21 protein-coding genes and 1 pseudogene are annotated in these 21,847 nt (G+C 41.6%); 4 read left to right on the forward strand and 18 right to left on the reverse strand.

Annotation, left to right across the window (positions count from 1 at the left end):
* Nucleotides 1-27: 27 nt before the first annotated feature.
* The 7 genes and pseudogenes from yajC to AC1Q59_RS18310 form a co-directional block, all read right to left on the reverse strand.
* Entirely contained in the window at nucleotides 28-312 is a 285-nt protein-coding gene (gene yajC / locus AC1Q59_RS18280; protein ID WP_492367295.1) for a preprotein translocase subunit YajC, read from the reverse strand.
* A gap of 85 nt (nucleotides 313-397) precedes the next feature.
* Entirely contained in the window at nucleotides 398-1,537 is a 1,140-nt protein-coding gene (tgt, locus tag AC1Q59_RS18285) for a tRNA guanosine(34) transglycosylase Tgt (RefSeq protein ID WP_492367296.1), read from the reverse strand.
* 30 nt (nucleotides 1,538-1,567) lie between these two features.
* Nucleotides 1,568-2,596: a tRNA preQ1(34) S-adenosylmethionine ribosyltransferase-isomerase QueA gene (gene queA, locus AC1Q59_RS18290; protein WP_492367297.1), complete on the reverse strand. Its 1,029-nt coding sequence runs from the start codon at nucleotides 2,594-2,596 to the stop codon at nucleotides 1,568-1,570.
* 70 nt (nucleotides 2,597-2,666) lie between these two features.
* Nucleotides 2,667-2,872: pseudogene (locus AC1Q59_RS18295) on the reverse strand (DUF2905 domain-containing protein).
* Complete coding sequence (gene ruvB, locus AC1Q59_RS18300; RefSeq protein ID WP_492367298.1) at nucleotides 2,869-3,870, reverse strand: Holliday junction branch migration DNA helicase RuvB; 1,002 nt, start codon at nucleotides 3,868-3,870, stop codon at nucleotides 2,869-2,871. Before ruvB ends, AC1Q59_RS18295 begins: the two are co-directional and overlap by 4 nt.
* A gap of 16 nt (nucleotides 3,871-3,886) precedes the next feature.
* Nucleotides 3,887-4,498, reverse strand: a complete 612-nt coding sequence (gene ruvA, locus AC1Q59_RS18305; RefSeq protein WP_492367299.1) for a Holliday junction branch migration protein RuvA — start codon at nucleotides 4,496-4,498, stop codon at nucleotides 3,887-3,889.
* A gap of 102 nt (nucleotides 4,499-4,600) precedes the next feature.
* Nucleotides 4,601-5,143 carry a BofC C-terminal domain-containing protein gene (locus AC1Q59_RS18310; RefSeq protein ID WP_492367300.1) on the reverse strand — a complete coding sequence of 181 codons (543 nt, stop codon included), beginning with the start codon at nucleotides 5,141-5,143 and terminating at the stop codon, nucleotides 4,601-4,603.
* Between the two features lie 212 nt (nucleotides 5,144-5,355).
* On the opposite strand from AC1Q59_RS18310, the gene AC1Q59_RS18315 reads away from it, so the two are divergent.
* Complete coding sequence (locus AC1Q59_RS18315; RefSeq protein ID WP_492367301.1) at nucleotides 5,356-7,056, forward strand: IlvD/Edd family dehydratase; 1,701 nt, start codon at nucleotides 5,356-5,358, stop codon at nucleotides 7,054-7,056.
* A 44-nt stretch (nucleotides 7,057-7,100) separates the two neighbouring features.
* On the opposite strand, the gene AC1Q59_RS18320 is transcribed toward AC1Q59_RS18315, so the two are convergent.
* The 3 genes from AC1Q59_RS18320 to AC1Q59_RS18330 all read right to left on the reverse strand — a co-directional run bounded on the left by AC1Q59_RS18320 (nucleotide 7,101) and on the right by AC1Q59_RS18330 (nucleotide 9,906).
* A complete protein-coding gene (locus tag AC1Q59_RS18320; RefSeq protein ID WP_492367302.1) occupies nucleotides 7,101-8,000 on the reverse strand; it encodes a fumarylacetoacetate hydrolase family protein in 900 nt (299 codons plus the stop codon).
* A 19-nt stretch (nucleotides 8,001-8,019) separates the two neighbouring features.
* A complete protein-coding gene (locus AC1Q59_RS18325) occupies nucleotides 8,020-9,090 on the reverse strand; it encodes an Ldh family oxidoreductase (protein ID WP_492367303.1) in 1,071 nt (356 codons plus the stop codon).
* A gap of 102 nt (nucleotides 9,091-9,192) precedes the next feature.
* Nucleotides 9,193-9,906 (reverse strand): FadR/GntR family transcriptional regulator, encoded by a 714-nt coding sequence (locus tag AC1Q59_RS18330; RefSeq protein ID WP_492367304.1) that lies wholly within the window; start codon nucleotides 9,904-9,906, stop codon nucleotides 9,193-9,195.
* A gap of 216 nt (nucleotides 9,907-10,122) precedes the next feature.
* On the opposite strand from AC1Q59_RS18330, the gene AC1Q59_RS18335 reads away from it, so the two are divergent.
* A complete protein-coding gene (locus AC1Q59_RS18335) occupies nucleotides 10,123-10,755 on the forward strand; it encodes a FadR/GntR family transcriptional regulator (RefSeq protein ID WP_492367305.1) in 633 nt (210 codons plus the stop codon).
* Nucleotides 10,756-10,882: 127 nt separating this feature from the next.
* Here the strand turns inward: AC1Q59_RS18335 and lhgO are convergent, their stop codons facing one another.
* From lhgO to AC1Q59_RS18370, 7 genes are all read right to left on the reverse strand, one after another.
* A complete protein-coding gene (gene lhgO, locus AC1Q59_RS18340; protein ID WP_492367306.1) occupies nucleotides 10,883-12,085 on the reverse strand; it encodes an L-2-hydroxyglutarate oxidase in 1,203 nt (400 codons plus the stop codon).
* A gap of 16 nt (nucleotides 12,086-12,101) precedes the next feature.
* Complete coding sequence (locus AC1Q59_RS18345) at nucleotides 12,102-13,403, reverse strand: (Fe-S)-binding protein (protein ID WP_492367307.1); 1,302 nt, start codon at nucleotides 13,401-13,403, stop codon at nucleotides 12,102-12,104.
* Nucleotides 13,393-14,814, reverse strand: a complete 1,422-nt coding sequence (locus tag AC1Q59_RS18350; protein ID WP_492367308.1) for an FAD-binding oxidoreductase — start codon at nucleotides 14,812-14,814, stop codon at nucleotides 13,393-13,395. Before AC1Q59_RS18350 ends, AC1Q59_RS18345 begins: the two co-directional genes overlap by 11 nt.
* A gap of 14 nt (nucleotides 14,815-14,828) precedes the next feature.
* Nucleotides 14,829-15,530, reverse strand: coding sequence for a FadR/GntR family transcriptional regulator (locus AC1Q59_RS18355; RefSeq protein WP_492367309.1), 702 nt, complete (start codon nucleotides 15,528-15,530; stop codon nucleotides 14,829-14,831).
* Nucleotides 15,531-15,636: 106 nt separating this feature from the next.
* The gene (locus AC1Q59_RS18360) at nucleotides 15,637-16,341 is read right to left on the reverse strand and encodes a FadR/GntR family transcriptional regulator (protein WP_492367310.1); all 705 of its coding nucleotides are present in this window, start codon (nucleotides 16,339-16,341) and stop codon (nucleotides 15,637-15,639) included.
* Between the two features lie 11 nt (nucleotides 16,342-16,352).
* Nucleotides 16,353-18,335, reverse strand: a complete 1,983-nt coding sequence (locus AC1Q59_RS18365) for a TRAP transporter permease (protein ID WP_492367311.1) — start codon at nucleotides 18,333-18,335, stop codon at nucleotides 16,353-16,355.
* Nucleotides 18,336-18,460: 125 nt separating this feature from the next.
* Nucleotides 18,461-19,501, reverse strand: a complete 1,041-nt coding sequence (locus tag AC1Q59_RS18370) for a TAXI family TRAP transporter solute-binding subunit (RefSeq protein ID WP_492367312.1) — start codon at nucleotides 19,499-19,501, stop codon at nucleotides 18,461-18,463.
* 241 nt (nucleotides 19,502-19,742) lie between these two features.
* Between AC1Q59_RS18370 and AC1Q59_RS18375 the strand changes: the two genes are divergently transcribed.
* The gene (locus AC1Q59_RS18375) at nucleotides 19,743-20,273 is read left to right on the forward strand and encodes a shikimate kinase (protein WP_492367313.1); all 531 of its coding nucleotides are present in this window, start codon (nucleotides 19,743-19,745) and stop codon (nucleotides 20,271-20,273) included.
* 24 nt (nucleotides 20,274-20,297) lie between these two features.
* Nucleotides 20,298-21,056, forward strand: a complete 759-nt coding sequence (gene aroD, locus AC1Q59_RS18380) for a type I 3-dehydroquinate dehydratase (RefSeq protein ID WP_492367314.1) — start codon at nucleotides 20,298-20,300, stop codon at nucleotides 21,054-21,056.
* A 117-nt stretch (nucleotides 21,057-21,173) separates the two neighbouring features.
* On the opposite strand, the gene AC1Q59_RS18385 is transcribed toward aroD, so the two are convergent.
* Nucleotides 21,174-21,833 (reverse strand): YhcN/YlaJ family sporulation lipoprotein, encoded by a 660-nt coding sequence (locus tag AC1Q59_RS18385; protein ID WP_492367315.1) that lies wholly within the window; start codon nucleotides 21,831-21,833, stop codon nucleotides 21,174-21,176.
* Nucleotides 21,834-21,847 lie beyond the last annotated feature (14 nt).

Below are 21,847 nucleotides of genomic sequence, written 5' to 3' on the forward strand. Positions count from 1 at the left end.
TAGGCTCCCGCTTCTTTATGTCTTTAATTATGATTTTGCAAGCATGTCACCAGCAGAGTCTGTTACTTCGCGAACCGCTGCGCGGTCGTATGTAAGGCGGCTTCCGTCCCCACATTTGATGACAATTTTCCCTTCGTCAATTGCATCAACAATACCATGCAAACCGCCGATTGTTACAATCTTATCACCCTTTTTCAGGCTGCTCTGCATTTGCTGAACATTCTTTTGGCGCTTTTGCTGCGGGCGGATAAGCAAGAAGTAAAATAATACAAACATTAACAATAATGGTCCTAGTGTGCCAAGCATTTCCATGTACGTAATCTCCTCCTTTCCGTTTTGTTTTGTTCAAACAGGGTTCCCCCCATTCGAACAATGTTCGTAAGCCTGGGCGGCTTTCTTAGAAGTTTCTCGCATTTGGCTTATTGAAGCCATATTGTTCGAAAAATTCTTCCCTAAAGTCACCTAGACGATCTTCTCTGATCGCTTGTCTGACTCTTTCCATTAATTTTAACAGAAAATAGAGATTATGGTAAGTTGTAAGCCTTATACCAAACGTTTCATCACAATGAATTAAATGGCGGATATAGGCACGTGTATAATTTCTGCAAGTATAGCAGTCACAGTTCTCATCTAAAGGACGGAAATCCCTGGCATACTTGGCATTTTTCACAACAAGACGGCCTTCGCTTGTCATTAGCGTGCCATTTCTAGCAATCCTTGTCGGCAATACGCAATCGAACATATCAATTCCGCGGATAGCGCCATCGACTAGGGAATCCGGCGAACCGACACCCATTAAATATCTAGGCTTATTTGATGGAAGCAGAGGCGTAGTGAATTCCAGCATGCGGTTCATGATATCCTTCGGCTCACCGACAGAAAGCCCTCCAACCGCATACCCAGGAAAATCTAATGAAACTAAATCCTTTGCACTTTGCTTCCTAAGCTCCTCATATTCCCCGCCTTGGACGATGCCAAACAGCCCTTGATCATTTGGACACTTGTGCGCTTTTAAACAGCGCTCAGCCCAGCGGGAGGTGCGTTCAACAGACTTTTTCATATATTCAAATGAAGCAGGATATGGCGGACATTCGTCAAAGGCCATCATTATATCAGAACCTAATGTGTTTTGAATATCCATCGCTTTTTCCGGGGACAAAAACAGCTTGTCTCCATTTAAATGATTTCTAAAATGAACGCCTTCCTCCTCAATCTTCCGGAAATCACTTAAGCTAAAAACCTGGAATCCCCCAGAATCTGTTAGAATCGCGCGGTCCCAGTTCATAAATTTATGCAGGCCGCCAGCCTCACCAACAATTTCCTGACCGGGACGAAGCCATAAATGATAGGTATTGCTTAAGATGATTCCTGCCCCCATCTCTTTTAATTCCTCTGGCGACATCGTCTTGACTGTCGCCAGTGTACCAACTGGCATAAAGGCAGGCGTATCGAAAGAACCATGAGGAGTATGGACACGGCCCAGCCTGGCACCGGTTTGTTTGCATGTTTTGATTAATTCATACCGTATGGCAGTCAAATAGTATTTCTCCTTCCAATTTTTCTCGTATCAAATGATTAACATGGCATCGCCGAAACTAAAGAAACGATAGCGTTCCCTGACAGCCTCATTATAGGCGTGGAGCACATTCTCACGCCCTGCTAATGCACTTACAAGCATAATTAACGTTGATTTTGGCAGGTGGAAGTTCGTAATCATTCCATCAATGCCTTTGAATTCATAGCCTGGATAGATAAAGATGTCCGTCCACCCGCTCGATTCAGTAAAACGTCCGTTATTTGCCGAAGCAATTGTTTCTAGTGTTCTTGTTGATGTAGTGCCAACTGAAACAATTTTTCCTCCTTGATCGCTGACTTTATTCAGCAATTCAGCGGTTTCCTTTGTCATCTGATAAAACTCTGCATGCATTTCATGTTTGTCAATGTCCTCAACATTGACTGGTCGAAAGGTTCCAAGTCCAACATGAAGAGTGATAAAAACAATATGTACACCTTTTTGTTTGATTTCTTCGAGAAGCGCCTCTGTAAAATGCAAACCAGCTGTCGGAGCAGCAGCAGAGCCGCTTTCACGGGCATAGACAGTCTGATAGCGTTCTTTATCATCTAATTGTTCTTTTATGTAAGGCGGAAGCGGCATTTCGCCAAGCTGATCAAGTATTTCGTAAAAAATCCCTTCATACTCAAACTGAAGCATTCTTCCCCCATGATCAGACGTTCCAACACACACGGCGGAAAGCAAGCCATTTCCAAAAACAATTCTTGTTCCTTCCTTTACACGCTTAGCGGGCTTAACAAGCGTTTCCCAAACGTCTTCATCGCCTTGTTTTAAAAGAAGAACTTCAATATTTGCTCCTGTTCCCTCTTTTTCGCCATGAAGCCGTGCTGGAAGGACACGGGTATCATTAAGCACGAGACAGTCTCCAGGATGCAAATAATCCTTAACATCCTTAAAGGTATGGTGTGAAATGTCCCCGGTCGTTTTATTCAGCACCATTAATCGGCTGCTTGTCCGCTCTAAAAGCGGTGTTTGCGCAATAAGCTCCTCTGGCAAATCAAAATCAAATAAGTCTAATTTCATGATGTTTGCACCTACTTTTCAAGTAACTAAGACAGCGCCGCTGCTGCGGCCTGCCCTATTTTTAAATATTTTAGCGGAATTTTCCTAAAAACCAAAAAATCACAGATAATGCAATACTTACTATAATTGACGTCATCAGCGGAAAGTAAAAGGTAGCATTGCCCTTTTTAATAAGAATATCTCCTGGGAGCTTGCCTATTTTAATAAATTGCGATAAAAATCCGATAGCAAAACAATTGCCCCTAATATCATTAGCCACTTAGAAAGGCCAGTCAAGTGTTAGGCACCTCCAAATTTAAATGTCGGTAGACCAATTCTGACGCTACTCTCCCTCTAGGGGTCCGCTGAAGAAATCCTATTTGCAGCAGGTATGGTTCATAGACGTCTTCAATCGTGCTTGATTCTTCGCCAATAGTTGCGGCAATTGTATCTAGGCCTACAGGACCCCCGCGGAATTTTTCAACAATCCCTCTTAATAATTTATGGTCAATATGGTCAAGGCCTAAACGGTCCACTTGCAGCAATTCTAATGCTTCTATGGCAAGATTTTCATCAATCGCTCCATTTCCCTTTACCTGAGCAAAATCTCTTACCCTTTTTAGAAGGCGGTTGGCGATTCTTGGGGTTCCTCTTGATCTTCTGGCGATCTCCAGCGCTGCTTGATTGTCAATCTGTGTATCAAGAACATCTGCTGTTCGGGAAACAATTTCTTTAAGCTGAGCTTCACTATAATATTCAAGCCTGCTAAGTACCCCAAAGCGGTCCCTTAATGGTGCTGACAACGAGCCGGCTCTTGTGGTCGCCCCGACTAACGTAAAAGGCGGCAGATCCAATCGGACGGACCTTGCGCTTGGGCCCTTGCCTATGACAATATCCAGGCAAAAATCCTCCATCGCTGGATACAATACCTCTTCAATCGTCCGCGGCAAGCGATGAATTTCATCAATGAAAAGCACATCTCCAGGCTCCAAAGCTGTCAAAATAGCAGCTAAATCCCCCGGCCTTTCAATGGCAGGACCCGCGGTAGTCCGGATGTTGACGCCCATTTCATTGGCAATGATGGCTGCAAGCGTTGTCTTTCCTAAGCCAGGCGGGCCGTAAAGCAACACGTGATCTAGTGTTTCCTTGCGAAGTTTTGCGGCTTTAATAAAAATTTCAAGGTTTTCTTTTATCTTATCTTGCCCAATGTATTGGCGCAGGTTATGCGGCCTTAGACTTTGTTCGAAAGATTCCTCTTGAAAATCAGCTTCACCGGAAATAATCCGCTCTTCCATTTATCCATCACCTTCTTTATTTTAAGAGCTTTTGCAGGGCTTTTTTTATGTACTGATCGGTTGTTAGCTTTTCTTTCTTTAAATCAGGTGAAATCTTTTTGATTTCTCTATCAGAATAGCCTAAGGCCTGCAAGGCTAAAATTGCCTCTTCAAACGCTGCATCCATTGCGTGATCCTTCGATTCTAGCTTATCCTGCGAAAATAGGTCCGGGAAATAGTCGGGAACAATATTTTGCAGCTTTCCTTTTAAATCAAGAATCATTTGCCTCGCTGTTTTCTTTCCAACCCCCGGGAATTTAACAAGGTAGGCTTCATCCTCGTTTTCAATTGCCTGAACAACCTGCTCCGGCTCTCCAGAAGCTAAAACAGCAAGAGCTCCCTTCGGTCCAATGCCTGTCACATCTAAAAGCTTAATGAATAGTGTTTTCTCCTCACGTGTATGAAAGCCATACAGAGCAATCAGATCCTGCCTTACATGATAATAAGTATAAACCTTCACAGCCTGCCCAAATTCTTTTGAAAAACTATAAGGATTGGGCGTATAAATTTGATAGCCAATATCATTATTCTCAACAACCACAAACTCAGGCCCAATATAATCCACGCGCCCTTTAATAAACTCGTACAATCTCCTTCGCTCCCCTAATTTGCTGTATCTCATTGTACCATACTTTATTGTCACAGGTTGCACGAAAAAAACCGGCTCTAAGAGGCCGGTTTTTGTCATTACTTAGTTTGCTTGTCTTTCCATTTTGGAGTAGGTTTTGAAGGTTTCAATGACATCGACATATTGTTCTTTCGACTTTATCGGGATGCCTTTTTTCAATTCCTCGCATTTCTTGCTTTCTAGTTTGCCTAAATCTATTTGGTAAAAAGATTGGATGATATTTGTTTTTTGCGGCTTGCCATTGAAAATGGTCAAGACTCCTTCATCAGTGATGCCAAAGTATCCATTCGCCTTCAATAATGGTGAAATATCGTCCGTGTATTTGCGGAATTTCATTGTTTCTTTGTTTATATCAATTAGCTGCCACTGATCGTACTTAGCCCAAAAGTTCTCCAGAGACCAGACTGTTTCCGTAATTGTCTCTTGACTGACCTCGCCGTCCAGATAAATTCTTTCCAAAATAACATTGACAAAAAGCGGCTCCGTACGTGCTGGTTCCGCTTCTTTTGCTAATGCTGCATGTCCATTATGAGAGTCTATCAATGTCCCAAATAGACCTGCGATCATAATAAATGTGAACATACCTATACGCCAGCTCATTGTCATTATCGTTCACCTCGTATTGGATACAAAAGATGCTTAACCTTTCACAATCCTATTTTGACCAATAATTGCTTCATTATCCTAAAATTTTTAAAAAATATCGTTCTTTAATTCTTAGAAGAGTATTTTAAAGCAGATTACACAATGTTAAAATAATTATGAAATATCTTAAAATGGTCCTACCATCATATTTTATTAGAAATGGAGTGAATTGAATGTCAGATAAAAAGCTCACCTCCTATGGAGACCCTGGGTTTAGCCGCTTTATCAGACAAGCGTTTAATCGACATCTTGGCTTTGAACCTGAGGATTTTGAAAAGCCTGTGATTGGTATATGCAATACGAAAAGCGAAATTAACCGCTGCCACACACATATCGGACCTCTTGTCGAAGCCATAAAAAAAGGCGTATTAATGGCTGGAGGGATTCCATTGGAGTTCCCAACCATTTCACTTGGAGAAATTAACACAAGCCCTACCACAATGCTTTATAGAAACCTGGCAGCCATGGATACGGAAGAAATGATCCGCGCACAGCCTATTGACGGGGTTGTCCTTATTGGCGGCTGTGATAAAGTGACCCCTTCGCAGCTGATGGGTGCAGCCAGTGCAGACATCCCTTCGATCATGATTACCGGAGGACCAATGAACAATGGCGAATATAAGGGAAGAACCCTCGGAGCCTGTTCAGATTGCCGGTTCTTTTGGCAGGAATACCGCGGAAGCAGCGTAAATGACGAGGAAATTGAAGAAATTAACGCTGCCCTTGCTCCAACGGCAGGACACTGCATGGTTATGGGAAGCGCAAGTACGATGGCCGTTTGTGCAGAAGCTATGGGAATGATGCTTCCGGGCGGTGCAGCCATTCCGGCAACTGATAACCGCCGAATCACTCATGCGATGGAAACAGGCAAAAAGATCGTTGAGCTGACAAGAAAAAATATCACTCCATCACAAATCATCACAAGAAATTCTCTTGAAAACGCGATCCGTGCCTTAATGGCTGTCGGCGGTTCCACAAATGCCGTGATTCATTTGATAGCCATAGCCGGCCGTTTAGGAATCGAGCTTCCACTTGAGTTATTTGATGAGCTTAGCCGAACAACGCCGTTTATTGCTAATTTACGCCCTGCTGGACAATATCAAATGGAGGATTTCTTCAAAGCTGGAGGAACACCTGGCGTTTTAAATGAATTAAAATCCCTGCTTCATCTAGATGAAATGACCGTAACTGGAAATACCCTTGGTGAAAACCTTGTGGGTGTATCTGTTGACGATGTATACCGCAACATTATTGTTCCTTTTGACAATCCATTACATAAAGATGGCGGCATTGCCGTATTAAAAGGAAATTTGGCGCCAAACGGAGCAGTTATTAAGCCAAAAGCTGCTTCTAAATCATTATTAAAGCATCGCGGAAAAGCAGTTGTTTTTGAATCTGCCAAGGACATGGAAATGAGAATAGATGATCCAGATCTTGATATCAGCCCGGAAGACATTCTTGTCTTGCAAAACACCGGCCCTGTCGGTGCTCCTGGAATGCCTGAAGCCGGGATGCTTCCAATCCCGCAAAAGCTGCTAAAGCAAGGGGTTAGAGACATGGTTAGAATTTCAGATGCGAGAATGAGCGGAACAGCATTTGGCACTGTCGTTCTTCACGTTGCCCCAGAGGCTGCCATTGGCGGACCAATTGGCTTAATTCGCACGGGAGATATCATTGAGCTGGATGTAGAAGAAAGAAAGCTTGAGCTTCTCGTTTCCGAAGAAGAGCTTGAAAAAAGAAGACAGCAATGGGCACCGCCTGTCGTACAAGAGAGAGGATATACAAGGCTCTACCAGCAGCATGTCCTTCAAGCAGACCAAGGCTGTGACTTTGACTTTCTCGTTGCACCTGTCAAACAAAAACAGGAGGTTTAAACATACAACAAGCACGCTTTTGAAAAAGCGTGCTTGTTACTTTTCTATGCTAATTGTTCTTTTTCAGATTTACTTTTTACCTTTAAATCCTCTACAGAATTGACTAAAGGCTCAAATCCATCAATATGGCACTCGACGACGTCTCCATCGCTAATTACTACAGCACCTGGAGTTCCTGTTGAAATAATATCACCAGGAAGCATTTTCATTACCTGTGAATGGAATGATACTAAATTCCATGGACGGAAGGTCATATTGCTGACTGTATTTTTACGATGGATTTTACCGTTAATAACTGTTGATACATTTAAATCTAATACTTCTTCCACCTCATCAATGGTAACAAACTGCGGGCCGAAGCTAAAGAATGTATCAAAGCTTTTTGATCTTGTCAGATAGCGCGGATTTCTTTGCAAAATATCCTCAGCCGTCATATCGATGATGGTTGTGAACCCGGCAACAACGGATGGAGCATCTTCTTCAGAGATGTCTTTACACTCTTTTCCGATGATAACTCCAAGCTCAGCTTCAGCTGTTGTGCGTTCAGATTGAAGCGGGATCGAAATTGTGTCATGTGGTCCGATGATGGAAGTGTCAGGCTTCATAAAGCTTGCCGGCTCGGTATTTGGAGCTTTTTCACTCAAGTCCGCAGCATGCTCCACATAGTTTAGGCCAATTCCCCAAATTTTTCTTGGTTGTCTGTAAAGCGGGCCATATTTCAGTTCACTTGCTGCAATGACACCTTCAGAGTTCTCTAATTCCGCTTTGTTGTCTGCATGCCATGTTTTTAACTCTTCTAATTGTCCTGTTTGAAGAATATTTAAAAAGCTATTTTCAAAGTTTTGATTGTACTTATTATTGATATAATCTACAGGTACCGCACCATCCTTTGTAATGACTGCCGCTTTTTCTTGTCCATTAATGATAATTGTCGCTAATCGCATACGATTCTCTCCCTTATTTTTATATTAATCTTTTAAAAAGATCAGCTTTCACTTCATACCTTTCGGCAACTCTTATAAGTTCGTTTATAATCTCTTGAGAAATTGGTATCCCATTTTGAATCCTGTCCCTGTAGGTCTCCAATTCGATTTCACCTGGCAGGTAAATTTTATCGGTGCCTTCCATTAAAGGAACTTGACGGATTTCCCGGATTATTTCGTCCATCCGCTGTTTGAACACCTCAATCGGCTGGAATAAATCCGCTCTCATAACGAGGAAAAATTGGCCGACATTTTGTGTGTCCTCGAGGTTTTTATATAAATCACCAATCTGCGGACCAAAGGCAGCCCCTGTGAAAAGAGCGGATAATGTTTCAACGAGAAACGCTAATCCATAGCCTTTATGCTCACCGACTGGTAAAAGAACACCGTCTGCAGCCTGAGAAGGATCTTCAGTAGGCATGCCAGATGATGAAAGAGCCCAGCCCAATGGGATACTTTGATTGTTCTTTTGTGCTAAAATAACTTTCCCCCGCGATACCTTGCTCGTTGCCATATCAAAGATGATATTTTCTTCCTCGCCAGCTGGCACTCCATAGGCAATTGGATTGGTGCCGAAAAATCTTCCGCTTCCGCCCCATGGGGGCATGTTGGACGGTGCATTCGTTGTTGCAAGAGCAATGCAGTCCTCATTAACTGCCTTGGCTACATAATCTGCAAGCATTCCGCAGTGATTCGAATTTTTTATTCCGACAATCCCTATGCCGGATTCCTTGGCCTTTTCGATGGCAAGGTCCATACCATAGGATGAGACCGGGATCCCTTGGCAATTTTGCGCATTAATTAGGACACTAATCGTTGTTTCATATGTATGCTGCGGGTCAAAAACTTTATTGACAAGACCAAGATCTAGCCGTTTGGTGTAAATATCAACTCGGCTTACACCATGCGAATCTACTCCCCTTAAATTGGCATGTACCAAGTGGCTGGCAATGGAAACAGACTGATGGCTATCTAAGCCAGCAGCTAGAAAAATGTTCTCGAGAAATTCTACTAAATCGCTTTTGGCAATGCGGACAGAACTTTCAATCATAAACTCACATCCTTTTTTAGGGGGAATTTTGTAAAACAGGACTGTTATCAATGGAACACTTATTAATATTTAAATCATATGGTCTGACCAATAAAACAGCTATTATTTATTTTTTTTGAGATTAGACCAGATCTTTTTTTCATTTTGAATAAGATGATTACGCATAGCTTCAGCAGCCATCCTGGCATCCCTTTTTCGCAGCGCGTTTAGTATGCTTTCATGCTCTTTGACCGCTTCTTCAAACCGGCCTGGAAGTTTTGATGACTGCCATTTGCTTAATCTCATGCCCTCATCAAATCTCTCACCTACCGTATCAAATACTTCTTTATAAATAGAATTATTTGATGCATGAATGATAGAATAGTGGAACAGCCTGTCTTCCTCTATCCCCATGCCGCCAGCTTTATTAGCTTCGATTAAATTTTGATGTGCTTCTACAATCTTTTGCAGATCACGATCTGTTGCATGCTGGGCAGCAAGAGCGGCAGCCTCTGTTTCAATTCCCCTTCTAAGTTCAAGAATTTCCAGCAAATCCTTTCTTGTCAGCAAAAGGTTTGTGACTCTTTGGCCAATGCTTTCTCCTTCCAAATCTTTCAGAAAAATTCCAGCACCCGAGCGTTTTTCTATAATTTGATTGGCTTGCAATACACTCAAAGCCTCGCGAACCGCTGTTTTACTGACCTGAAACATAGAAGAAAGCTCATTTTCGGATGGAAGCCTATCCCCGGACGAAATGCCTTCTGTTAAAACATAATCCTCAATAGCAATCATTACTTCTTCATATAATCTTTTTTTCTTGATTGGTTTAAGTCCCATGTAATCACCGGAATAATTAACTTTTATTAGCTGGCACCCCCGCTTTTAGCTTAGACCAAACATAATCATATGGTCGGACCATTAATCTTAAAAAAAATTTCCCTCATAAAAAAATATAAAATAATTTAGATAATTCTGTCAAGGTTTATTCTAATACTATTTTTTTGCCATTCTTTTTGCTAAACTCAAATTATCATACGAAACGGAGAATCAAACGTGGAAAATATTTATCAAATTCGGTCCGTCCCGAGAATGTTCGAAGAAGTGACTCGGGCAATTGTTAACTATATTCAAACTGAAAATCTCAAAAAGGGTGTCAAGCTTCCGCCAGAAAGAAAACTAAGCGAATTACTTGGCGTGAGCCGCTCCTCTGTACGTGAGGCAATAAGAATTCTTGAAATGCTTGGGTATTTGGAATCAAAGCAAGGAGGCGGAACCTTTGTATCACAGCCTGAACCATTTCTAATTCCTGTCCAGATAGTCAGCCAATACATGGACAAACAAACTTTAAAGAAGTATTTCGAAATGGCTCTATTAAATGCAGAGAAAATAATATCCCTGTCGATTGAACTGGATCATACTGAACCAATTTTACAAATTCGAAACACCGATTTCTGGGAAGGGTTTTCTGAATGGATAAATGTCTTAGGGAGCCAATTGGAAAACGACTATTACCTCAAATTATGGAACAGCATCTTCCCAATGCTTGCCAAACAAGGCTTTCTTGACGAACTCAATATCGGCTGGACACTTCAGGATCTTCTGATCGCCTTCCAAAATAAAAATAAAAAGCAGCTGGACACCTTCTTAAGCCAGCTAATAAAAGGGGCCGCCTCCTCTGCAGATTAACAAATCCGCACAAGGGAGCTGGCCCCTCCTTTTTATCTTCCGAATCTCTTTACCGCTTTACCGCATCGGGGGTCAGGCCCCCATCGCTTTAATGCGTTACACCACTGGGGGTCAGGCCCCCAATGCTTTAAAGTGCTACAGTTGCTTTCTCTGGGATGCCTGCTGCGACGATTTTGCCGATTTCGATAGAGGCGGTTGCTGCTGGCGATGGTGCGTTGCAGACGTGTGTGCAGTTTTTTCCGTTGATAATTTGGAAGTCATCGACAAGTGCCCCGTCTATAGTTAAGGCTTGCGCCCGAACACCTGCAGGTCCTGGGATTAGGTCATCTTCCCTTAAGTCTGGAATAAGATTGCGGGCATTTTCAACAAATTGCTTTTTGCTGAAAGAACGCACCATTTCTTCTACGCCTTCTTTCATATACTTTCCTGCCAGCTTCCAGAAGCCCTTATATTTCAAGACTTCTGCAAGCTCGCCTAGATGAATATCTGTTTTCTTATACCCTTCTCTACGGAAACTTAAGACAGCGTTTGGACCAACATCCCTTTTTCCGTCTATCATTCTTGTAAAATGCACACCCAAGAATGGGAAATCAGGATTTGGAACAGGATAGATCAGATGATTTACAAGTGAATGTCTCTCCGGCTTGATTTGGAAGTATTCCCCTCTGAACGGAATGATCTTCATATCAATATGGTAGCCTGCCATTTTAGCAATTTTATCACTGTAAAGACCGCCGCAGTTAATCATGTATTTTGCTTTAAAAGTCGCTTTATCTGTTTCAATGGTTACACCGTCAGCATCTTCAGTAATGGATGATACACGCTGGTTTAATAAGACGTCTCCGCCTCTTTCCTTAATAATTTCGCCAAATCTTACACATACCTGCTTGTAATTGACAATCCCTGCCATTGGTACATGAATAGCTTCAAGTCCATTAACATTGGGCTCCCGCTCTTTCAATTCTTCCTGGCCGATTTTCTTGATGCCAAGACCATTTTCAAGCCCCCGCTGATAAAGATTTTCTAAAAGAGGAAGTTCTTTCTCGTTTGTAGCGACAATGACCTTTCCGCAAATATCATGCTGGATGTCCTGTTCCTCACAAAAAAGGCGCATGGATTCGCTGCCGCTCTTGGCAAGCTTTGCTTTTAGGCTTCCTGGCTTATAGTATATGCCTGAATGAATAACCCCGCTGTTGTGGCCTGTCTGATGGGCAGCTAATTCTGATTCCTTTTCTAAGACAGCTATTTTTGCTGCAGGAAACCGTTCCTGTAATGCTTTACCTGTTGAAAGGCCAACAATTCCTCCGCCGATGATAATGTAATCGTACATATTTCTTCCCCCTACTCTATATTGAAATGCCGACTGACTCTGCTAGTAATTCAATAATATGCACCACCCGGATTTGATCCTGCAAGCCTTCCTTTTGCACCCCGTGCAGCATCTGTAAATGGCAGCCAGGGTTGCTTGTAACAATTGTATCCGGTTTTATTGGTTTGATATTGCCCATTTTACGGTCTAAAATATCATTCGCCTCATCATAATGAATGATATTATAAATCCCTGCTGACCCGCAGCACATATCTTCCTCAGGCATTTTCACATAGGTTAACTCTGGTATCTGCTTAAGCAGATTCACAGGCTGACTTGAAACCTTTTGGACATTTCTTAAATGGCAAGAAGGCTGGTATACAGCTGTTCTAGGCACGTTATTCACAAAAGGCAATTCCAGCTTATCTAATATCCAGCTGACATCTTTCGCCTTTTCTGCGAATGCCTTTGCTCGGCTGTGCCATGGATCATTTGGATGGAATAGATGATGATATTCCACCATCATCGCTCCGCACCCGCCAATGCTGTTGACAACATAATCAAGATTATATTTTCCAAAGGCCGTGATATTTGCCTTTGCCAATTCCTTCGCCTTTTCACTTTCCCCGCTGTGCTGATGCAGTGCTCCGCAGCATGTCTGTTCTTCTATTAAAAAAACCTCGCAGCCTGCCTTTTGCAAGATCTTCATACTTAAATCATTGATTCTGCCGAAAAAGGCATCCATAATGCAGCCAACAAAGAAGGCAACCCTCATAACCGGTTTTCCTTCCGGTTTTAAAATGGTATACTTTCTGCTCATTTGCTTTGACTTATCGACTTTCGGAATGATCAATTCCATTTCACGCATCGATTCAGGTAGAATTTTATTTAACTGGCTCTTTCGGAAAACTTGATCAAGCTTTGTTTTCTGATACCAATCCATTCCGGTTCCCAGAACCTTCATCATTCCCTTGCTGCTTAAGCCCCGCTCAAGAACCACTTTGCGAATGACCTTTTCTTTAAATGACCGCGATTTTTTCTCATGTTCAGTGATCACGGTTTTGGCAGTTTCATAGATTTTTCCATATTCTACATTTGTCGGGCAAACGGTTTCACAGGCACGGCAGCCTAGGCAAAGATCCATGGCACGTCCCATCGCCTCAATATCGATTTTTCCTTCAGCAGCCATTTTTACAAGATGAATTCTACCTCTTGGTGAATGGCTTTCCTTTCCCATTGTCATATAGGTCGGACAGGATGGAAGGCAATATCCGCATTGCACACAGGAAAATGTTTCTTTATAAGCTAATTTATCAAGTAATGCTATATTAGCTGTCATGGTGAAGCACCAGCCTTTGACCCTTTTTCGGGAAGATCTTCCCAGGGTTTAAAATGTTATTGGGATCCCAAGCCCGCTTAATTCGTTTCATCATATCCAATCCATTTTCGCCAAGCTCCAATTCCATGAATGGTGCTTTCATCACCCCGATGCCATGCTCTCCAGACAGTGTTCCGCCAAGTTCAATGGCCGCAGTAAAAATTTCTTCTACAGCCTTTTCAACTCTAAGCATTTCGTCTTTGTCACGCTGATCAGCGATGATGTTTGGATGCAGGTTTCCGTCACCCGCATGGCCAAAAACGACCAGGTGAATATTATATTTTTCCTTTATTTCTCTTAATCTCTTAAACATATCAGGAATTTTACTTCTTGGTACCGTTGCGTCTTCCGAGATCTTTGTCGGTTTTATGCGCACAATCGCTGGTGAAACAAGCTTCCTCGCTCTCCAAAGCTCCGCTTCCTCTTCGCTTGTTTGTGCTGCTTTAACCTCTCTTGCTCCAGATTCCATACACTTTTCTTCAACTTTAACAACTTCTGATTTTAGAGCATCTGGATGTCCATCGACTTCAATTAAAAGAATAGCTTCTGCATCTGTTGGAAGTCCAAGAGGTTCATAGGCTTCGACTGCCTTTATGGATTCCTGGTCCATCAGCTCCATTTTCGAAGGAAGAATCCCAGATCTTAAAATAGTAGAAATCGCTCTTCCTGAATCAACGATATCTTCAAAAACAGCCATAACCGTTTTTGTTGCCAGAGGCTTTGGAATAAGCCTTAAGGTAGCTTCTGTGATAATCCCCAATGTACCTTCACAGCCAATAATGAGTTTGGTTAGGTCAAATCCTGTAACATTTTTAACCGTTCTGCCGCCGGTTCGAATGACTTCTCCCTCAGGTGTAACAACCTCTAAACCAAGTACATAGTCCCTTGTCACGCCATATTTTAGCCCTCTTGGTCCCCCGGCATTTTCGGCTAAATTCCCGCCAATGGTGGACACATGAGAACTGCTTGGGTCTGGCGGATACATAAGACCAAATTTGCCTGCTTCTTTATTGATATCTGCTGTGATAACCCCTGGTGAAACAATGGCAATAAGATCGTCTGGACGAACCTCTAATGTTTGGTTCCATAAAGAGAAATCTAGGGTAATCCCGCCTTCAACAGCCAAAGAACCTCCGCTTAAAGATGTTCCCCGCCCGCGAGGATAGATTGGGATTTTATGCTCATTAGCCAGCTTAACAATCCCAACAACCTCTTCCGTTGACACAGGCTGCAAAACCAGATCTGGTACATATACACCGAAGGAGGCATCGTAGGCATAGCCATGCCTGTCAGTGATATCGGTTAGTATTCTCTTTTTATCGAAAATGATCGTTTCTACTTTTTTCAGAATTGAATCTGTAATCAATTCCATATATCATTTCTCCTTTAATTAAGATGTCGTTTGGAAACAGCTTTTAAATGATTCCACATGGCCTTGCGGGCATCTTCTGCTCTCCCGTCGATAATTGCCTGATAGATCTCCTGATGTTCCATGATGACGGCTTCATTTTTCTCTGATGACTTTATGGATTCATTTCGGCTTTGCAATAATGCAGATTTGATTGACTTTGAAATAACACCGATTAACTCATGCATCAGCCGATTTTTTGATGCAGCTATAATGGCCAGATGAAAGTTATAGTCCTCTTCCACTGCTGTTTTTTTAAGCTGCTCAGCTTTTACAAGCTTATTAAAGGCATTTGCCAGCTGGGTCTTCCCCTGATCATCAATCCTTAAAGCCGCATAGTAAGCGGCATCCCCCTCAATGGCCTGCCGTATTTCGATTAACTCCTGTAAGAGGGGATTTTGTTCATTGATAATTAACTGGATCTGTGAGCTAATCCATTCTTTTGACTGTGAGATTAGGAAAACCCCCACACCTTGATGAATTGTCACAATTCCTTTTGCCTCGAGCACCGAAAAAGCCTCTTTAATTGTCGATCTTGAAACCTCTAGAGATTCAGCAAGCTTTCTTTCTGATGGAATCTGGCCACCTGGTTCAATCTTTCCTTCGCTGATAAGCTCCTGGATTCTCTCTATCACTTCTTGATAAAGTCTTTTTCGCCTTTTTATTGGTTTTATATTCATTTTGGCCTCCTTCAAGAGGACTACTGGGTGGTCCAGTAAGGTGAAAAAAATTTGTGCTTATTTATATTTCTATATTTTCAATAAAAACCCTCTGAAAATAAATGAATTAAACTCTAGGATCTCCGATTTTTAACCTTACATTTGTCAGATGAACTTTCATATGCTTTGCAGCCTCTTCAGGCTCTCTGTTTTTAATCGCCTGAACAATATTACAGTGCTCCTGATAAATTTGTTCCCGCTTTCTTTGGAAACCAAGGTTTTTCTTTAGTGAAAATACAAGAGATTTTTCATAGAGTTCAGAGAGACTTTCCACGCTTTGCAGAAGAAAATGGTTTTTTGAAGCCTTTACAATTTCCAAATGAAATTGAAAGTCGGCTTCATGGCCAATCTTGTTACCAATTTCCATTGTCTCTTTAAAATACTTTAAGGCACCTTCAATTCTCTCTATATCTTCTTGAAGGTGTCTAGAGGCAGCAAGTGCTGCCGCCTCCGACTCAATAATTGATCTCATTTCAAGCAAATCGAATACGTGTTCAACTGGGACCATGTCCAATGTGATGGATTCCAGCATGTCCACTAGACGAATCTCTTTCACCCAGCTTCCTCCGCCTTGACGTGACTCGATGATGCCGCTTGCTGCCAGGACACTCAATGCTTCCCTAATAGGCGCTCTGCTCACACCAAACATCTTTGCCAGCTCATTCTCTGAAGGCAATTTGGAATTGGGAGGGAATATCTCGTCTTTTATCATTTTCTTTAATTGCTCGAGAATTTGTTCCGATACTTTTTTTCTCTCGATAGGAACAACCATCTATTTCCTCCTTAAGCACTTAACTGTCCTGATGATAGACCCTTTTCTTTATGCTTTTTAGCACGGACAGTATGAATAGCAAAGGCAACAGCCACTAAACCAATACCAATTACATCCGTAATGAAGCCTGGGTCAATTAGCATTAAGGAACCCACTAAAAATACAATTCTCTCAAAAATATTTAACTTAATAGAGAAGAAGTTATTAATAGCAATGGCCAATGCATAGATGCCAATCAGTCCTGTTACAAGCGCGGTGATGATTGCTGCAGCGGATACGCCGTCACCGGTACTTGATTGCATAACAAGTGTTGGATTGTAGGCAATCATAAATGGAATAATGAATCCAGGCAAGCTTAACTTCATTGCCGTCCATGATGTCTTCATTGGATCTGCTCCAGCAATACCAGCAGCCGTGTAAGAAGCTAACGCTACTGGCGGTGTTACGTTTGACAAAGCTCCAAACCAGAATACAAAGAAATGGGCTGCAAGCGGAGTAACACCAGCTTCAACAAGCGCAGGTGCTGCTGTTACAGCAACAACAATGTAAAGTGCAGTTGAAGGAAGTCCCATACTTAAAACAATACAAGTAACCATGACTAGAAGCAGGATGATCCATAAAACCCCGCCTGATAATTCAATAATGTTATAGGCAATCGTTGAACCAAGACCTGTCATTGTAACGACGGCGATTAAAATACCGATGGCAGCACAGGCCACCCCAACCTGGATAACGCCTCTTCCGCCTTCTTCAAGTGCTTGGGTAATTTTCTTTAAGCCAATGCGGTTGGACTTATCAAAAGTAAGCCAGCTTGCAACGATAGCAGAAATGATACCGGCAAAACCTGCAAACATAGCAGTTTTTCCAACAAGCAATGTACCAATAACGATAATAATAGGCAGCAATAGAACACCGCGTTCTTTTAAAACTTCTTTTACAAGTGGAATGCTTTCTTTGCTGATTCCTTTCATCCCCTGCTTTTTCGCTTCTAAATCGATGGCGATGGATAAGGCAGAGTAATAAAATAAACTTGGAATAATGGCAGCCATGATAATAACTGTATAAGAAACTCCAAGGAATCCAGCCATGATAAAGGCAGCTGCACCCATGATCGGCGGCATGATCATGCCCCCTGTCGAAGCTGTTGCCTCAACGGCTGCTGCAAATCTTGGCTTTAAACCGATGCTTTTCATCAATGGAATAGTAAAAGTACCTGTTGTTGCAACGTTTGCAACGGCACTTCCGCTCAAAGAACCTGTCAAAGCACTTGAAAGAACGGCAACCTGTGCAGGACCACCACGGCGTTTACCTGCAACGGCTAGAGCCAGGTCGTTAAACAGCTGGGATGCTCCGCTCACGCCTAAAAATGCTCCAAATAAAACGAAAAGAACAATGTAGGTGGATGCAATGGAAAGGGTCATGCCAAATACCCCTTCTGTTGTCATGTAAATACGGTATAAAAGACGTTCTGGTGTAAAGCCGGCATGGGCAAACATTCCAGGGAAATACGGGCCGTATACGGCATATACAACAGCAATAACAGCAAGCAATGGAATGAATATGCCAATTGTTCTTCGTCCCGCTTCAAGAAGGATCACAATAGCGATCAAACCAAAAATATAATCTATTGGAATTGCCTGTGAATTTCGTTCTACGTGAATGACTGTATAATTGAATAATAGATAAAGAGTTCCCGCTAATCCGGCAAACATTAAAACATAATCAAAAATCGATACTTTATTTAATGGCGACCGTTTTGTAGCAGGGTAAAGCATAAATGACATGACTAATAGCAATGATAAAAAGATAAGATTTCTGTAGATTTCTTGGGTAGTTGTAAAACCATTGACATAGATTGCAAAGAGCGACATTAGGATTGGTACACCCACAGCAATTTTCCCAGTGATGCCTGATAATTTTCTGACGCCTGATCCGCCTTCTTTATCGGCATTAACTAGTGCATTGTCTTGATTTTTCTTTTTAAACAGGGCCATAATTTCGCCTCCTCATTTCTTTCCGAGTAGTTTCTTAGTTTAGGAGTTAAAGCAGCTGCAGATTTCTTTTTGAAAAGGAGATGGTAAGGACCATCCCCTTTTGCTGCTTATAAGTGATATTTTTCTTACTTTGCCTCTGGAGGAACGAGGTTATCAGGAATTTCCAATCCTGCCTCTTTGAAATATTTATATGCACCAATATGAAGTGGCGCTGGAAGGCCATCAAGAGCATTTTCTAAACTCATATCTTTTGCAGAGTTGTGAACTTTATACATATCATCCAGATTTTCATAAAGAGTCTTTGTTAATGTGTAAACCAACTCTTCGTCAAGTTCCTTTGATACTGCAAGGAAGTTTGGCTGTGCGATTGTATGAATCACTCTATCAACCTTTGGATATGTTCCTGCTGGAATATCGAAACGGTACCATGTGTTGTAAATACTGTTGATGGCATCTAATTGCTCATCAGTTACATCTAGCACTTCTGCGTTAACACCACTTGCATACATATCTGTAATTGCCGCAACTGGAGTACCTGCAGGAAGTGAACCGCCGTCTAAACGACCGTCACGCATAGCAGAAATTGTATCATCATAGCCTAAGTATTCAGGTTTGATATTATCTTTTGTTAAGCCTAATGCTTCCATCATAACAAGAGTTGATTGCTCTGTACCGCTTGCTTGCGGTCCAACTGAGAAGCTGTTTCCTTCGATATCAGCGATTGTTCCGTCTTTAATTTTGTCTTTCATTAAAACAAAGTGTTCAACGTTTGCCCATAGCATGGAAATACTTCTTAGATCCTTATAAGCATTGCCTTCGAAGTTTCCTTTTCCCTGCCAAGCCTGTGCACCGATTAAACCTTGAAGAATACCCATTTGAGCTTCGCCATTTTTGATTAGATCGATGTTTTCAACTGACCCTGCTGAAGATTGTCCAGTTGCTTTAATTCCCTGGTCTTTTAATTTCTCAGACCATAAATTTCCCATACCAACACCAATTGGGTAGTATGTTCCGCCAGTGGAAGCGGTTGCAATTGTGATAAACTGTGGTTTCTTAGATTTTGAACCAGAACTAGAGTCTGAACCGGCGTCTGAAGAGCCGCATGCCGCTGCCACGACAACAACCAGTGAAAGTACAAGCATCAATAAACTTTTTTTAAGTTTCAAATTTCTTCCCCCTTATGTGTAAAATTGACTGACTTGTAGGACAAGTATACAATAATACAAAATTTGATTTCAACAAAAATTTTTATTTTTCATAATTAATTTGTCAAATTTTCATGATTTTTATCGAATATATCTGGTAAAATCTCAAAAAGGACACAAACCAGTAAATATAGACAGAATTTTTCAAACTTTTTATAAGATGAAAAAATAGCTTATAATATGGACAAAGGGGTTGGGGAATGTGCTTATTTATCAGACACAAAAAAGCATAGTTTTTACCGGTTTTATGGGAGCTGGAAAAACCACCATCGGAAAGATGATCGCTAACGCTCTCGGCCGGGACTTTATTGATACAGACGAAGAGATAGAAACAAAATATAAATTGCCTGCCTCAGATATTTTTAAATTATTTGGAGAGCAAACATTTCGCGAGGAAGAAATGAAATTAGTAACTAGCCTTTGCAAGGAGGAAATGCATGTTATTTCCCTAGGCGGCGGGGCATTTCTTCAAGAGGATATCAGAGAAGTGTGCATGAAAAATTGTATTGTCATCTATTTAGACATTCCATGGGAACAATGGAAGGAAAGAATCCCGCTAATTCTAGACACTCGTCCGGTTCTTCAAGGCAAATCCGAAACGGAAATGAAAGAGCTTTTTTATAATAGAAAGTCCATTTACTCTCAGCACCATTTTAAAATCAATACTGGAAACCAAAATCCAGAGGGAATTGCAAAAAGTATACTAGAATACTTAAATTCAGATAAAATTTAACTTTTTTCGCGTTAGGAGAAAGCTATGAAACGAACGGTTAACGTTAAAAATATTGCCATCGGCGATGGTTCGGCAAAAATCTGTATTCCAATTGTCGGCAGTACGCTGGAGCAGATCCAAGAAGAGGCTTTATATTTAAAAACAGTTGATTTTGATATTGTTGAATGGCGGGCAGATTTTTATCATCATGTTGAATCAATTGAACATGTTTTGAAGGCATTATCTGAAGTACGCTCCATTCTGCCTGAGGTACCGATTATTTTTACCTTTCGCAGTTTAAAAGAAGGCGGAGAAAAAGAAATTGATTTAGAATATTATTTTTCGATAAATAGAGCTGTGGTTGAATCAGGACAGGCTGATATTATCGACATTGAATTATTTAATAGGGAAGATGATATTAAGAATATGCTGGAATTTGCACATGCTAAACAAATTCCGGTCATCCTATCCAATCATGATTTTAACAAGACACCTGCAAAGGATGAAATCGTATCCCGATTGAAAAAGGCTCAGGAGCTTGGCGGAGATATTGCAAAAATCGCAGTAATGCCGCAAACTCCAGCTGATGTATTAACATTGCTGGATGCAACAAATACAATGAATGAAAAATATGCTGATAGACCTATCATTACTATGTCGATGGGGCCTTTAGGAGTCATCAGCCGATTAGCAGGAGAAATCTTTGGCTCCGCTCTCACTTTTGGGGCTGCGAAAAAAACATCTGCACCTGGCCAAGTACCAGCGGGTGAACTAAAACGTATATTAGATATTTTACACACATAAAAAGGACAGCTCCCTCAGGCGGAATTTCTTTACCGCTTGGGGAGACTGCCCTTCTATTTATTGTTTTAGGGCAAGCACCGCAGATTCGAACCCTTGGCACAATCGGCCATGTCCAATCTAATATTCCCTGTGCCAGCCATTTTTTAAGTCATTATCAATAACCTTTGCTCGATAATACAGGCTTGGGTTTGTAACAACTCTGCTTATTTTTCCATTTAGATATGGCTGTACAGCCCTTTGTACCTTTTCAACGGTTTCCCTTTCCTTTTTGCTGTCTTTTAATTTCAAAGCAATTAGGACTTGGTCACCCTGAACGATACTTTTAACCCCTTCGACATTTTCAACCTTGGCTGCACTATTAATTTTTTCCACCAGGTTTCCGTCATAGTTCACAAAGTAAGAACTTCTCGCCCTTTTTTGATCATAGCCTAAATGGCCGTGGAAATTTTGATCATCCCGGTGGAAAAGCCTGTTTTGCTTTCTTTGGGTTAAATCCTGATTTAACCCCGTTATTTGATCATACCGATTGGTATCTTGCCCTTCAAGGCCATAAGTATGATCCATCCATTCAACCATCGGCCCATCATTGTCAGCACCATCTAACAGGCGAGCATTCCCGCCATTGTTCTTCTGATGATTTTCATTTGAATAGTAGCCAACAGGCTCGAAGGTATCTGTATAACCATCTTGGCTTGCGGATTGATTATTGGCACCGCAGCCGATTAAGCCAAAAGACATAACAGCTGCAATCGGAAAAACGGCCAGTTTCTTTTTCAAACGAAAACCCCCTT

The sequence above is a fragment of the Cytobacillus sp. MT66 genome, from assembly GCF_058792595.1.